Source organism: Streptomyces sp. NPDC001858, from assembly GCF_053594615.1.
The window spans coordinates 1-13,536 of the sequence record NZ_JBSFEV010000012.1; the positions used below are offsets into that span (position 1 = coordinate 1).

Annotated in this window: 13 protein-coding genes and 1 pseudogene; 6 read left to right on the forward strand and 8 right to left on the reverse strand. The window is 68.8% G+C overall.

The genetic code is table 11. The features are described 5' to 3' along the window. Positions 1–163: 163 nt before the first annotated feature. Together ACWCPF_RS19260 and ACWCPF_RS19265 are read right to left on the reverse strand one after the other, a co-directional pair. Positions 164–523: a DoxX family protein gene (locus tag ACWCPF_RS19260; RefSeq protein WP_451046241.1), complete on the reverse strand. Its 360-nt coding sequence runs from the start codon at positions 521–523 to the stop codon at positions 164–166. Positions 524–695: 172 nt separating this feature from the next. Continuing rightward, positions 696–1,190 carry a cupin domain-containing protein gene (locus tag ACWCPF_RS19265; protein ID WP_451046242.1) on the reverse strand — a complete coding sequence of 165 codons (495 nt, stop codon included), beginning with the start codon at positions 1,188–1,190 and terminating at the stop codon, positions 696–698. Positions 1,191–1,270: 80 nt separating this feature from the next. Between ACWCPF_RS19265 and ACWCPF_RS19270 the strand changes: the two genes are divergently transcribed. From ACWCPF_RS19270 to ACWCPF_RS19280, 3 genes are all read left to right on the forward strand, one after another. Continuing rightward, positions 1,271–2,122 (forward strand): LysR family transcriptional regulator, encoded by an 852-nt coding sequence (locus ACWCPF_RS19270; RefSeq protein WP_451046243.1) that lies wholly within the window; start codon positions 1,271–1,273, stop codon positions 2,120–2,122. Between the two features lie 99 nt (positions 2,123–2,221). Then, positions 2,222–3,073: a hypothetical protein gene (locus ACWCPF_RS19275; protein ID WP_451046244.1), complete on the forward strand. Its 852-nt coding sequence runs from the start codon at positions 2,222–2,224 to the stop codon at positions 3,071–3,073. Continuing rightward, entirely contained in the window at positions 3,070–3,492 is a 423-nt protein-coding gene (locus ACWCPF_RS19280; RefSeq protein ID WP_451046245.1) for a hypothetical protein, read from the forward strand. The genes ACWCPF_RS19275 and ACWCPF_RS19280 overlap by 4 nt, the downstream gene beginning before the upstream one ends. 150 nt (positions 3,493–3,642) lie before the next feature. On the opposite strand, the gene ACWCPF_RS19285 is transcribed toward ACWCPF_RS19280, so the two are convergent. The 5 genes and pseudogenes from ACWCPF_RS19285 to ACWCPF_RS19305 form a co-directional block, all read right to left on the reverse strand. Beyond that, on the reverse strand, positions 3,643–4,068 hold the full coding sequence (locus tag ACWCPF_RS19285; protein WP_451046246.1) for a (2Fe-2S) ferredoxin domain-containing protein: 426 nt from the start codon (positions 4,066–4,068) through the stop codon (positions 3,643–3,645). An 89-nt stretch (positions 4,069–4,157) separates the two neighbouring features. After that, entirely contained in the window at positions 4,158–5,360 is a 1,203-nt protein-coding gene (locus ACWCPF_RS19290; protein WP_451046247.1) for an aldo/keto reductase, read from the reverse strand. A gap of 308 nt (positions 5,361–5,668) precedes the next feature. Further along, positions 5,669–7,062, reverse strand: a pseudogene (locus tag ACWCPF_RS19295) (metallophosphoesterase). Positions 7,063–7,277: 215 nt separating this feature from the next. Beyond that, positions 7,278–8,123, reverse strand: coding sequence for an aldo/keto reductase (locus ACWCPF_RS19300; protein WP_451046408.1), 846 nt, complete (start codon positions 8,121–8,123; stop codon positions 7,278–7,280). Positions 8,124–8,264: 141 nt separating this feature from the next. Next, positions 8,265–9,152 (reverse strand): helix-turn-helix domain-containing protein, encoded by an 888-nt coding sequence (locus ACWCPF_RS19305; RefSeq protein ID WP_451046248.1) that lies wholly within the window; start codon positions 9,150–9,152, stop codon positions 8,265–8,267. A 332-nt stretch (positions 9,153–9,484) separates the two neighbouring features. On the opposite strand from ACWCPF_RS19305, the gene ACWCPF_RS19310 reads away from it, so the two are divergent. The 3 genes from ACWCPF_RS19310 to ACWCPF_RS19320 all read left to right on the forward strand — a co-directional run bounded on the left by ACWCPF_RS19310 (position 9,485) and on the right by ACWCPF_RS19320 (position 12,087). After that, positions 9,485–10,462, forward strand: coding sequence for an aldo/keto reductase (locus ACWCPF_RS19310; protein WP_451046249.1), 978 nt, complete (start codon positions 9,485–9,487; stop codon positions 10,460–10,462). A gap of 252 nt (positions 10,463–10,714) precedes the next feature. Next, on the forward strand, positions 10,715–11,341 hold the full coding sequence (locus ACWCPF_RS19315) for a flavodoxin (protein WP_451046250.1): 627 nt from the start codon (positions 10,715–10,717) through the stop codon (positions 11,339–11,341). A gap of 215 nt (positions 11,342–11,556) precedes the next feature. Further along, on the forward strand, positions 11,557–12,087 hold the full coding sequence (locus ACWCPF_RS19320; protein ID WP_451046251.1) for a ferredoxin: 531 nt from the start codon (positions 11,557–11,559) through the stop codon (positions 12,085–12,087). 68 nt (positions 12,088–12,155) lie between these two features. On the opposite strand, the gene ACWCPF_RS19325 is transcribed toward ACWCPF_RS19320, so the two are convergent. After that, positions 12,156–13,364: an IS110 family transposase gene (locus ACWCPF_RS19325; protein WP_451046409.1), complete on the reverse strand. Its 1,209-nt coding sequence runs from the start codon at positions 13,362–13,364 to the stop codon at positions 12,156–12,158. Between the last annotated feature and the right edge of the window lie 172 nt (positions 13,365–13,536).

Consider the following 13,536-nt stretch of genomic DNA (forward strand, 5'->3'; position numbering starts at 1 on the left):
GGACTGTCCCGGCAAACCGCCCTGCGGGCCGACCCACCTCATGCTGTTGCCCTGGTGACACTCCGCGACCGCTCCCCAAGATCTGTGCCAGAACCGAGAAATGACAGCGGCCGTGCGAGGGCTGGCCCCGCAGTCGTATCCACCAGTCGAGGGCTGTGCTCCATCACAGCCTGGTGGCCAGCCAGACGGTCACGGCCGCGGTGGTGGTGAGCCCGACGTTGAGTGTGATCCGGCGGTCTTCGCCGGTCAGGTGGACGGCGATCGCACCGGTCTGCAGGAGGACGAAGCCGATGGCCGCGGCCAGCGCCAGCGAGGGCGCGATGCCCGTCAGCGGCGGCAGGATCAGGCCGGTCGCGCCGAGTATCTCGGCCGTCCCCAGCGCCCTGAGGGCGGGCAAGGGTATGCGGTCGACCCAGGCCATCATCGGTCGGAGTTGATCGCGGCTGCGGATCACCTTCAGCGTGCCCGCGTAGAAGTAGAAGAGGGCGAGCAGTCCCGCGACGATCCAATAGGCGATGTTCATAGTTCCCGTTCATGGGTCACCGGTTCACGGGCCCCGTCGACTGCTCCGATTGCCAGAAGAGCCCTGGATCAGGCCCGGTCCGGCGTCCGAGGGATCCGGACGCCGAGAGGCGGGAGTGCCACGGCCCCGCTGGTCGACAGGAGGGCGGCCTGACCGTTCCGTCCCGTCGGCTTCAGGCGAGGTTGGTGGCGGGCTCGGTCGCGTAGCGGCTCATCGCGTCGATGCTGGCCTGTGGCGTCAGCGGCCGGCCGCCGGCGAGCACCTTCTGGAGGTCCCGGAAGTACTGCACGTACAGGTCGGGGGTGAATGTGCTGAGCATGACGGCGGGTTGGTCGGTCAGGTTGGCGAAGGTGTGCGGGGTGCCGGGCGGAACCATCACGAGCGTTCCCGTGGTGGCGTCGTGGTCCTCGTCCCCGACGGTGAACCGCACGGTGCCGGAGAGGATGTAGAAGCCCTCGTCGTGTTGGGCGTGGCGGTGTTGCGGCGGTCCCTGGGAGTGCGGGGCGAGGACGGACTCGGCGATCGCGAGGCGGTGCCCGGTGTGGCTGCCGTCCTCCAGAACGCGCATGCGTGTGGCGCCCAGAACGATTGTCTCGCCGTCGCCGGGACCCACCACCGATACGGCGGGGTCGGCCTGCGACTCGCTGGTCTTCGCTTCTTCGGTCATGCCCCAAGTGCACCGCCGGGGTCCCACGGCTGTCCAAGACCCATCCCGCAGCGCCGATACGTCATGGGTATCGTTGCAGCGTGGAGCTACGGACCTTGCGCTACTTCGTGGCCGTCGCCGAGGAACTCCACTTCGGCCGGGCCGCCACCCGACTGCACATGAGTCAGCCGCCGCTGAGCCGGGCGATCAAGCAGTTGGAGGCCGATGCCGGGGCCCTGCTGTTCGCCCGCTCGCCTGCCGGCGTCACGCTCACTCCCGTGGGCACGGTGCTCCTCGACGAGGCGCGGGCCCTGCTCGACCATGCCGAGCGCGTCCGTGTACGCGTGAGCGCGGCAGCCGGCGTCGCGACCATCACCCTCGGCATCCTGGGTGACGGCACCGACCCGGGAGTGTCCAGGCTGGCCGCCGCCTATCGCCGAAGCCACCCCGGCATCGACATCCGCATTCGCGACACCGATCTGACCGACCCGACGTGCGGGCTGCGCGCCGGACTGGTCGACGTCGCCTTGACCCGGGCGCCGTTCGACGAGACTGCCCTGACGGTGCGGGCGCTGCGGACCGATCCGGTCGGCGTGGTCCTGCGCGCCGACGATCCGCTGGCCCGCCGCGACCGGCTGCGGCTGGCCGAGCTGAGCGACCGCCGCTGGTTCCAGTTCCCGCAGGGCACGGACCCCATCTGGCAGTCGTACTGGAACGGCGGCAGGCCGCGCGAGGGCCCAGTGGTGCGCGCCGTCCAGGAATGCCTTCAGGCCGTGCTGTGGAACGGCACGGTCGGCCTGGCCCCGCTCGGACACGACCTGCCCGCGGAGTTGGCCGTGGTGCCGTTGACCGACATGGTGCCGAGCCGAGTGGTGGCGGTGTGGAACGAAGGTGACACCAACCCGTTGATCCGATCCTTCATCGAGGCCGCGACAGCCGCGTACCGCCACTGAGCACCGGCAACCGGTGCTGCCGCAGCTCTTGAACAGTTCGAATGCTGCAACCCTCGGATCTGCCTCCCGAAGTGGTGAACATCTGCTGTTCCTCCTCGCGTGCAGAGCCGTGTCCTGGAGCGCATGGTTCCCGACGGCGGGCTGCTGTTCGACCACCACGCCCACGACCTGCGCGGCACCCGGGCTGGCACCGGCTCCCTCACCGTTCACACGCTGGGTATCCGGGTGGAGGACTTCGTCACCTGGGCCAACGAGGAGGCGGCTGCCCGCGGGTTGGTTCATGAGCTCATCCCGCCGGATCCGCACGGGAAGATCGGTACTGAGCGGTTCCGCAGGAGCCTGGCTTGGCACATCGCCCGTCGGCCCGGTGGGCTGGTCGCTCTCGCGATTCAGTACGGCCCTCTGCGGACTTCCGTATCAGCCGGATACGCCGCGCGCAGCCGGGACGGCATCCACGACCTCCTCGACATCGAGACGGCCCGCGCCGGCATCGACACCGTCGCCGACCTGAACGCCGATCTCGAGGCCGGCATCGGGATCTCCGGGCCCGCTGCCCGCCGGGCCATCAAGGCCGTCGCCACCGCGGCCCAGTACACCGGCAATGTCATCACCGCCCGGCAGGCCCGCCAGATCCGCGCCAACCCTCAACTGGCCGTCTACGACAACCCCAGCACGCTGCTGATGTGTGTCTACAAGCGCGACAAGGCCCTGTGCCACCGCGACATCAAGGACACCCCCAGTCTCGACCGGTGCGTCCCCGCCTGCACGAACATCGCCCGTACCGATCAGCACGCCGTCGGCCTCCGGCGCCGCGCCGCCGCGCTCGATCAGCGGGCAGCCCACGTCCCCGGCCCGCTGGGCGAGCGGCTGCACGGCAACGCCGAGCGCCTGCGCGACCTCGCCGCAGCCCACGACCGCACCCGCATCACCCTCCAGGACGGCACCGCATGAGCCCCGCACCCGACGAACGCGACCGTATCCGCGCGGCCATGGACCGCATCCTGCAAGGGACCCCGCAGCACTCCAACGGTGCTCTGACGGTCGTCGCCCTGGCCGAGGAAGCCTGCGTACCCCGCAACGCACTGACCCAGCGCCACCCCGACCTCAAGAACGACTTCTACGCGCAGGTCAGGGCCCGCGGACAGATCCCGGACTCCGAGATCCGCCTGCGCGAGCAGATCGTCAAACTGAAGGAACTCCGCCAGCAGGACGTCACGGAGCTGGACCAGTTGCGCACCGACGTCGACCACGTCGTACGCGCCGTCAACCAACTCACTGCGGAGAACCGGCAACTGCGTGGTGCGCTGTCTCAACCCGGCTCCCCCGTCAGGGCACTGCCGGCCCAGCCTCGCCCCGACCGGATCCCGTGAACGCGGTCAAGGGCCCGCTGGACTTCTCGAAGGCCGAAGGTGTGGCTCCCCGACGCACGCCAGGCGCCGCTCCGATGAGAATCGAGGGTGGAGCGAGGGCGCGCACTGACACTTCTGGCGGGCCGCCATCTTGCGCCGCGGCGGAGGCTCTCAACTCGGGGATCGGTCGTCGAGTTCGTGTCGGACGGGGCGAGACGGTTGGCAGGTGTAAAGGTCGAGGATGTCGGGTGGGTCGGCCAGGCCGGGGCCACCATTCTTGACCCAGGCGGTGATGTCGGCGGCATTGTCGGGGTCGTTGACCTGGCCGAGCCAGACGGGCCGGCCCCCGGCTTTGCGGCCTTCGACGGAGGGCTGGATGGCGATGCCATTGGCGCGCTCGCAGGCGCCCAGGCAGTCGGTCCGCCGGGCCATCGCGACGCGGGCCAGCGAAGTGCGCGAGTCGGTGAGCTGCGCTTCGTGGTCCAGGCGCGGGACTTTGGCCGCGGTGCCACAGCAACAACCTCGGCACACTGTGACGGTGGGCCGGGCCGCCCCTGCCTGCGCGGTGGGGGCAGCCCGTCGGGTGCGCTTGCTCACTGGGCGGCCTCGGGGTCAGCGCCTTCCAGGCCGCGTCGCGCAGCAGGCGCAGGCCGTTGTGTTCTGGGCCGTCAGGTGGGCGTCGTCGGTCAGCGGGTCGGTGCTTCGACACCCGTCATCGCGAGGGCCGCCGGCGGAAGCCGGTCGCCCTGGATGGTGATCCGTGCGACGTCGGCGTTCAGTTCCTGGAGTTCGTCACGGCTGAACCTGACTTCTTCCGCGCCAATGTTCTCCAGGAGGTGGGACAGCCTGGTGGTGCTGGGTATCGGCACGATCCAGGGCTTCTGGGCCAGCAGCCAGGCGAGGTCGATCTGGGCGGGTGTGGCACCTTTGCGCACCGCCCAGTCCTGCAGCAGTTGCACCAGCGGCATGTTGGCGGCCAGGTTGTCCGGGCTGTTGCGAGGGAACGCGGTCCGGCGGTCTCCCTCCGCGAACCGGGTGTACGGACTCATCGTGCCGGTCGTGAAGCCCATGCCCAAAGGAGCCCAGCACACGAAGCCGATGCCGAGTTCCTCGCAGAGCGGCAGGACCTTGTCCTCCGGTCCGCGCCACAGCGTGGAGTACTCGTTCTGGATCGCGGTGAGCGGCTGGACCGCGTGGGCCCGGCGGATAGTCTGCAGCCCCGGCTCGGACAGGCCCCAGTGCAGCACCTTGCCCTGGGCCATGAGGTCCTTCACCGTGTCCGCGACATCCTCGATCGGGACGGTGGGATCGACCCGGTGCTGGTAGAGCAGGTCGATGTGGTCCGTCCTGAGGCGCTTCAACATGCCGTCCACGGCTCGGCGGATGTGGTCCGGGCGACTGTTCAGGCCGGTTACGGCCCCCGTGTCCGGATCGACGTCCCAGCCGAACTTGGACGCGATCACCACGTCGTCGCGGACGGGCCGGAGGGCCTCGCCGACGATCCGTTCCGACTCGAACGGCCCGTACGCCTCGGCCGTGTCGAAGAACGTCACACCCTGATCGACGGCTGTCCGGATGAGGGCGACCATGTCCTTGCGGCTGGTGACCGGACCGTAGAGGTTGCCCGGCATGGTCTGGGTGCCCAGACCGATGCTGGAGACCTTCAAGGACCCGAGCCTGCGGTGAGCGGTCTGCGTGACCGCCGCGGTCACCTGGTTACAACGGCGCGTGCGGGTCCCGTTGCCCTTGGCCGACGGTGCCGCGTGTGCCAGGGCCGGGGCTCCCGTCACAGCCACCAGCGAGGTCGCCGCGAGGGCGGCCGCGCCCAGGAAGCCGCGACGGCGGCGGTCTGTCCGACTGCTGTTCGGCGTGCTGTCCTGTTCGTGCATGGGTTACACCCTTCGTGGTCGTCTGTTGAGAGCACCCTCGGCGCATCACCGTGGGTGACGAAGAAGCGGACCTTGCTGCCCTGGTCCGGTTGCGTCCTGGCCTGGCCTGGCCTGGCCTCGACGCAACCGCGACGCGGCGGTCTCGGCGAGCGGCCGAAGCAGACCGATCCTGAGATGAACGCCTGGCGCTCTGCCCAGCGGAGTCGGTCCAGGTCCGTGGGCTTCGGATGATGTCCACGCTCGTCTGGCGATGGGCGTTCTGTGGTTTCGGTGGTCCGGGCGGTCAGGTTGATTGAATTGGCTGGGGACTATGCCTGCTTTGAGGCGAGTTCGATGACGGTGATGTCGGACGGTGCGCCTACGCGGACGGGCGGGCCCCAGGCGCCGGCGCCGCGGCTCACGTAGAGCTGGGTGTCGCCGTAGCGTTCGAGTCCGGCGACGGTGGGGTTGGCCAGTTCGGCGAGGAAGTTGCCGGGCCAGAGTTGACCTCCGTGGGTGTGGCCGGAGAGCTGGAGGTCGACGCCGTGACGGACGGCGTCCTGGATGACGACGGGTTGATGGGCGAGCAGGACGGCGGCGCGGGTACGGTCGCGGTCGCCGAGGGCCTTGCTGAAGTCGGGGCCCTGGCCTTCTGCTTCGCCTTGGACGTCGTTGACGCCGGCCAGGTCGAAGCCGGGCAGTTCCGTGCGGGCGTTCTCCAGCGGGCGCAGCCCCAGCTCCCGTACTTTCTCGATCCATGGCTCGGCGCCGGAGATGTACTCGTGGTTGCCGGTGACGAAGTACGTGCCGTGTCGTGCCTGGAGCTGGGCGAGTGGTTCGACGGCCGGGGTGAGGTGCTCGACGCTGCCGTCCACCAGGTCGCCGACGACCGCGATGAGGTCGGGCTGGGTCGCGTTGATGGTGTCGACGACCCGCTGGGAGAAGCCGCGGCCCAGGATGGGACCGATGTGGATGTCGCTGACCACGGCGATGCGGAACCCGTGCGCGCTGCGCGGGAGTTTGGCCAACGGAACGGTGAGGCGCTTCACCTTCGGCCCGCGCAGCACACCGTACGTGCCATAACCGACGGTTCCGACGGCGACAGCTGCCGCGGTGCCACCCACGACGCGGGAGACGAAGAGGCGGCGTGACGGGCCGCTGGGGGCGGTGCCGGTCGCCGGAGCGGACTCCAGTGCGTTCGGGGGGTCCAGTACGGTGACGGACCCGGCGGTGCTTCGTGCCGCATCGGAATCGCCGCGGTGCGCTGGTGTCGGCGGTGGCGCGTCGGCCGACACGAGTTCCTCCGCGTCGCCGTCACCCCCTTGCGCTTCCGCGGGCTGAGCCGCCGGCAGAACCCTCTGCTGTAGACCTGCGCCGGCGCCGCGACGCGCGAGCCACCGCCGCAGCACAGGACGCACGGCCTCACCGGCCAGCAGCGCGAGCAGCAGGTACAGGAACAGCGCCATCCACAGGTACCCGGGCCAGGCCAGGATCCTCTGCACAAGGAAGGGGACGCTTGTACAAGGAAGGGGACGCTTTCGCCCTCTGCCGTCATGGCACCCACCGACAGCAGGAGCCCGGCCACGAAGGCGACGCTTCCTGCTCGCCGGAGGAGCGAGCCCTTGGGTGTGGCGTCCCGTATGAGGCGGCGCCACACGTACCAGTGGAGTGCGCCGAACAGTGCCAGCAGGACGGCACTGACGAGCGCGAATACGACGACCACGACCTTGCGCAGCCCTTCCTTTGAGATGCATGCGGGCTCATGAGCCCGCATGGCTGAGAGGCCGCCGGGCTGGATGAGCCCTTACCTGTTACTGACCGCCACGCACGAGGCACGGCTGACCTGAAGGACACCCTGGGCCAGCAGCTGACCGGCTGGTTTCTCCCACATGGATGTGTCGCTCGCACGCCGATGTCCGCGAGAAGGAAAGGGCGTTCTCAGCCGAGGCGGTACCCGCCGATGGCCCTGACCGTCTGCGGGTCGCGGTGGTCGAAGACGATGCTGGCGCCGGTGTCCATCGCGGCGATGCGGTCCATCTCGTCGCCGGTCAGCTCGAAGTCGAAGACCGCGAGGTTCTCGGCCATGCGCTCCGGTCGCGACGACTTGGGGATCACCACGACACCGCGCTGGATCAGCCAGCGCAGCACTACCTGGGCCACGGACTTGCCGTGCGCTTCACCGATGGCGCTCAGCGTCGGGTCGCTGAAGATGTTGTTGCGGCCCTCGGCCAGCGGACCCCACGACTCGATCTGCACGCCGCGCTCGGCCATGAGGGCCTGGTCGTCGGCGCGCTGGAAGTACGGGTGGGTCTCGATCTGGTTGACCGCCGGGACGATCTCGTTGTGGTCGATCAGGTCGACCAGGCGGTCGGCGTAGAAGTTCGACACGCCGATCGCCTTGATCAGGCCCTGACGGTGGAGGTCCTGCATGGCGCGCCAAGAGCTGTAGTAGTCACCGAAAGGCTGGTGGATCAGGTACAGGTCCAGGTAGTCCAGTCCGAGCAGGCGCAGGGACGTGTCGAAGGCCGCCTTGGCGCCCTCTTCGCCCTTTTCGTTGACCCACATCTTGGTGGTGATGAACAGCTCGTCACGGGCGATGCCGCTGGCCTTGACGGCCTTGCCCACGGCCTCTTCGTTGCCGTAGGCGGCGGCCGTGTCGAGGTGGCGGTAGCCGGCGGCGAGGGCGTCGGTGACGACCCGCTCGGTCTCCTCGGCCGGGACCTGGAAGACGCCGAAGCCGAGGATCGGCATCTGGACACCGTTGTTCAGCGTGACATGGGGGATCTTGGACATGGTGAACCTTTCGGGGTGGTGCTGAAGGGCGCGAGGGTGCGCACCGGCGCGTGTGGGAACGGCGGTTCGTTGCCCGTGCTCAGCCGGTGGTCGGCGGCGGGCACGACGGTTTTGGGAAATGTGTGCCAGGGGCTACCGGCCGCGGTCGCTCGGCTCTTCCTGAGCGGGCTCGACGGGGTCCGGCGCCGCAGCCCAGCTGGCGAGCAGATCGAGAGCCTGGCGGCTGGGTGAGCCGGGTTCCGCGGTGCAGACGATCAGCACGAGACCGGCATCGGCAGGCAGATCCAAAGCCTCGTAGGAGAGCTCAAGGTCACCGACGACCGGGTGATGCAACCGCTTGACTCCCGTGCGGTGCAGACGGACGTCCTGCGAAGCCCACCGGGTCCGGAACTCCTCGCTGCGGGTGCACAGCTCCCCGATCAGATCGGTGAGTGCCTTGTCGTAGGGGTTCTTGCCGGCCTGGAGGCGCAGCGCGGCGACGCTGTCGCGGCCGGTGGCCTCCCAGTCGAGGTAGTAGCCGGCCGCGCGGGGATTCAGGAAGCGGAACCGTGCGGCGTTGACCGGGCGGGCGGGGTCCTCGTACAGCGGAGACAGGAGGGCTTTGCCCAGCGTATTGGTGGCCATGACGTCCCCGATGGCGTTGGTGACATAGGCCGGGGACAGCTGGCTGTCCAAGATCGCCTGGATGGCCGGACGTACCCGCTGCACCGCCGGGCGGCGGCGTACCGCCGTGCCGCTGTTGGCCGCACGCGCCAGGTCGAACAGGTGTGCCCGCTCGGCCTCGTCCAGCAGCAGCGCCCGGGCCACGGCGTCCAGGACGCTCTCGGAGGCGCCGCGCACGTTGCCGCGTTCGAGCTGGGTGTAGTACTCCACCGACACCCCGGCCAGGTCCGCCACCTCGCTGCGTCGCAGACCCGGTACACGGCGGGTGCCGCCGTGATCGACGAGGCCCACCTGCTCGGGGGTGACCTTCCCGCGGCGTGAGATCAGAAAGTCCCGTACCTCGCTGCGGTTGTTCATGCCCTTCACGCTACGAGCCCCACATCGAACGTGGGAGATGCTGCCAGCACCCCCCTCAGCGGCGCCCGCCTCGCCATCGCACGATCATGCCGCGCTGCGGATCGTCTCGCGCACCTGACCGCAGCGCCGGCCGACCTGGCCCGGTGGTGATCCGCGCCGGTCGGGTGGGGCCAGGAAGCGTCGCACCCCCAGCTGCCCATACCGCGACGGTAGGGAGGTCGCTTGCTCAGTAAGGGGTGCTGACAGCATCTCCCACCGCCACCGGCGGCTACCTAGCCTCGACGACGAGGCAGCCGGTGTCGACCGGCTGCACCGACGATGAGGGCCACGTCATGCAGTACACCCGTCTGGGCACCTCCGGACTGAAGATCAGCCGCATCGCACTCGGATGCATGAGCTTCGGCGACACCTCGCAAATGCCGTGGGCTCTGGACGACGCCGGCGCCGAACCGATCTTCCGCCAGGCCGTCGAGTCCGGGATCACCTTCTGGGACACCGCCAACATCTACGGCAACGGCACCTCCGAGGAGATCGTGGGCCGCGCGATCAAGAAGTACACGAAGCGCGACGACGTCGTCCTGGCCACCAAGCTGTTCTCCCCCATGCACGACGGACCGGGTGGATCGGGCCTCTCGCGCAAGGCCGTGATGGAGCAGATCGACGCCTCCCTGACCCGGCTGGGCACCGACTACGTCGACCTCTACCAGATCCACCGCTTCGACCCGCAGACTCCGGTCGAGGAGACCATGGAAGCTCTGCACGACGTCGTCAAGGCCGGCAAGGTCCGCTACCTCGGCGCCTCCTCGATGTGGGCCTGGCAGTTCGCCACCATGCAGCACGCGGCCCACAGCCACGGCTGGACGCCCTTCGTGTCCATGCAGGACCAGTACAGCCTGCTGGCGCGGGAGGAGGAGCGCGAGATGTTCGGCCTGCTCGCCCACTCCGGCGTCGGCTCCATCCCCTGGAGCCCCCTGGCCGGCGGCCGTGTCGCACGCCCCTGGGGCCAGGACAGCACCGCACGGGCCAAGACCACCCCCGACACCGACTTCGCCGGCCGCCCCATGTTCGTCGACACCGACGAAGCCATCGTCGACGCCGTCCAGAAGATCGCCGACGCGCACGGTGTCCCGATGGCCCAGGTCGCGCTGGCGTGGGTACTGAAGAACCCCGTAGTGTCCGCGCCCATCGTCGGCGCCACCAAGACCCACCACCTCACCGACGCCGTCGCCGCGCTCGACCTCACGCTGACCGACGACGAGATCGCCGCACTGGAAGACCCCTACACCCCGCGCCTGCCCACCTTCTTCTGATCGGCCGGCCGACCAAGGCCGGGCCCGCGGCGTGGGGCCGAACGCCGTCGAGCGCCCAGCACTGCCTCGACGCCTGAACCACCGTCCGAGGTCCAGGGCGAGCGGCAGCCGCACGTGTTGCGCCGCTCGCCCCGCTCGTTCCCGCTGCCAGATCCCTCCACGAAGGGCCCATCTGTGACCCATCAGGCCCCCGCCACCGCAGCCCGACGACGCACCCTCCTGCGCGCCGCGCTGCTGACAGGAATCACCGCCGTGACCGCACCCCACCTCACCAGCTGCTCATCCACCACGGACGAAGACGACCCCGTGCGCCGACAGACCACACCGCACGCATCGGCGACCGCCACAGCGCGTGGCAAGGTGCTGCTGGCCTACTTCTCCCGCCCAGGCGAGAACTACTACTACGGCGGGCGCACCACGCTGAAGGTCGGCAATACCGAAGTGATGGCCCGCACGATTCGCAGCATCATCGACTGCGACGCGCACCGGATCGAGGCCGCCGATCCCTACCCGGCGGACTACGACGCGACCGTCAGGCGCAACGTCCGCGAGCAAGACGCCGACACCCGCCCCGTCATCAGGGGCCCGCTGCCCGACCTGGCCGGCTACGACACCGTGTTGCTGGGCAGCCCCATCTGGAACGTGCGCGCCCCCATGATCATGACGACGTTCACCGAGAAACTCGACTTCTCCAGCAAGGCCGTCGCACCCTTCACGACACACGCCATGAGCGGCCTGGGCACCACCGCACGCGACTACGCAGCCTCCTGCCCCGGCGCCACCTTCATAGAAGGACTGGCAGTCCAAGGCGAAAAGGTCGACCAAGCCAACAGCGACATCAAAGCCTGGCTGCAACGCATCGGCCTCGCCACCTCCTGAACACGCCGTACCAAGTTCCTCCCAGGCAGAGCTCATCTCCTCCTCCGACGGCCCGGATAGGACCCGTGCAGAGCGGGGCTGAGAAGAGAAGCCCGAAGCCGACGACACGCTGAACTTGACAGACATCCCATGAGCTGGAGTGTCAAATCAGTAGGTGCGTGGGTTGCCTTTGTCGCGCGGGCGTTCAGCTCGAACGGATGCCCTAGTCTCGGCGGGTGACGCTCTACTTCGACCCGATGACTACCGTCCGCAGCAGCGACCACGATGCTTTTCAGGGCCGCTGGGAGGACCGGCTGTGGCTCAACGTCCCCGGGCCCTTCTACGGCGGGGAGACCGACACGTGCTGCACCGGACGGCTTGCAGCGCCCGCCCACGTCCTCTACGGGGGTGAATACCTTACCGAGTATGTCTATCGCCAGCCCAGAACGCCTGCGGAGACCGCCGTGCTGGTTGACGCGGCAGGCGACGACCCGTTCGGGGGGTACGGCTGTGACGGCGACTCCCGGTGGACACCGGAAGCCGTCCGGGAGTGGTGGCGTAACCGCGGACAGGTCCTGCAATACCTGTCCGACCAGCGGAGCACATGGGATGAGAGCGATGCCGCACAGGGCCAGGACATCGCTGCTGCCGTCCGCGACTTCGAGTCCTACATCGGCGGCGGCCTGGCATCCGACCTGCAGATCTACCTCTACTGGCTGGAGAAGCGACAGTCTCCCGATCCCGGTGACCGGCTGCCCGAGCTGTAGCCGAGGGAATTTCGCGGCAACAAGGCCGCCGATCGGCGAGGAACGCAGCGATCCCAGGGGCTGAGGTGTCACGCGGCGAGTGCGTGGGCTCGGTGGGACCAGGCGGTCGCCTCGTCGTAGGGTGTGCCGGTTTTGAGGCAGCCGTGCAGGATGCCCACGAGCCGGTTGGCGAGTTGGCGCAGGGCGGCGTTGAACTCGATGCCGCGGGCGCGTTGGTGCTCGTAGTAGGCCCTGGCGCCTGGGGAGACACGCAGTGCGGAGAATGCTTGGGCGATCAGGGCGTCGATGAGCCGGTCGTTGCGAACGTGCCGGGCGGTCACGATCTTCTTCTTGCCGGAGGCGCGGGTGATCGGGGTGGTGCCGGCGTAGTTCTTGCGGGCTTTGGCGCTGGCGTAACGGTGAGGGTCGTCGCCGAATTCTGCGAGTACCCGGGCGCTGAGTATCGCTCCCAGTCCGGGCTGGGACCGGATGGTCTCGGCGTTCGGGTGTCGGCCGAAGAAGTCCTCGACCTGCGCGTGCAGGAACTTGACCTGTTCGTTCAAGGTGACCAGCATCGCGATGAGCGCGCGAACGGAGACGGCGTAGGCTGCCGTCACAGCGGTGGGCTGGCCCAGGTGCTTGGCGCGCAGTACGGCTTGGATCCTGGTGACCTTGTCGGGGATGCCGCGTCGGCGGGCGCGCTTGAGGGCCGCACTGATCTGTGTGGTCGTCAGCTTCGCAGCGGCGACCGGATCGGCTGCCTTGGCCAGTAGTTCCAGGGTGTCGAGGTCGTCGAAGGCCGCCAAGGCGGCGGGGAAGTAGTCGAGCAGGGCGTGCCGCAGCCGCTGCGTGGTGCGGGTGCGTTGCCAGATCAGGGTCTTATGTGCGCGTGTCACGACCTTGACCGCTTCGGCGTCGGCGGTGTCCCCTGAGATCGGGCGGAGCTGGTGGGAGTCGGTACGCACCATGTCAGCGAGCATGTGCGCGTCGGCCCCGTCGCTCTTGGCCCCCGAGACAGCCAAGCGTTCCCGGTACCGGGAGGCCTGCAGCGGGTTGACCGCGTACACCGTGTAGCCGGCGGCGATCAGCGCCTGCACCCACGGGCCCCGATCGGTCTCGATTCCGATCACGACCTCGGCCTTGCTGTCTTCGCCGAGCTCCGCACCGATCATCGAGTGCAGTCGTTCGATTCCCGCGACGCCCTCCGGCAGGCGAGCCTTGGACAGCCGACGGCCTGCTGCGTCCATCAACTCGACGTCGTGGTGGTCCTGGGCCCAGTCGTCCCCAACGAACAGCAACTCGTCCTCCGTCATCGACCTCGATCGGCAGTAGCCCGCAGGAGAACCATCAGCGACCTAATAAGGCTGTGCTCACGCCGCAACCGGGCGGGCACGACATCCCATCAGCGATTTCGCCCCTGGCCGACCAGCAGGGGCACGATCTGTCAACAGGACTCGGAGTCCAGGGAAC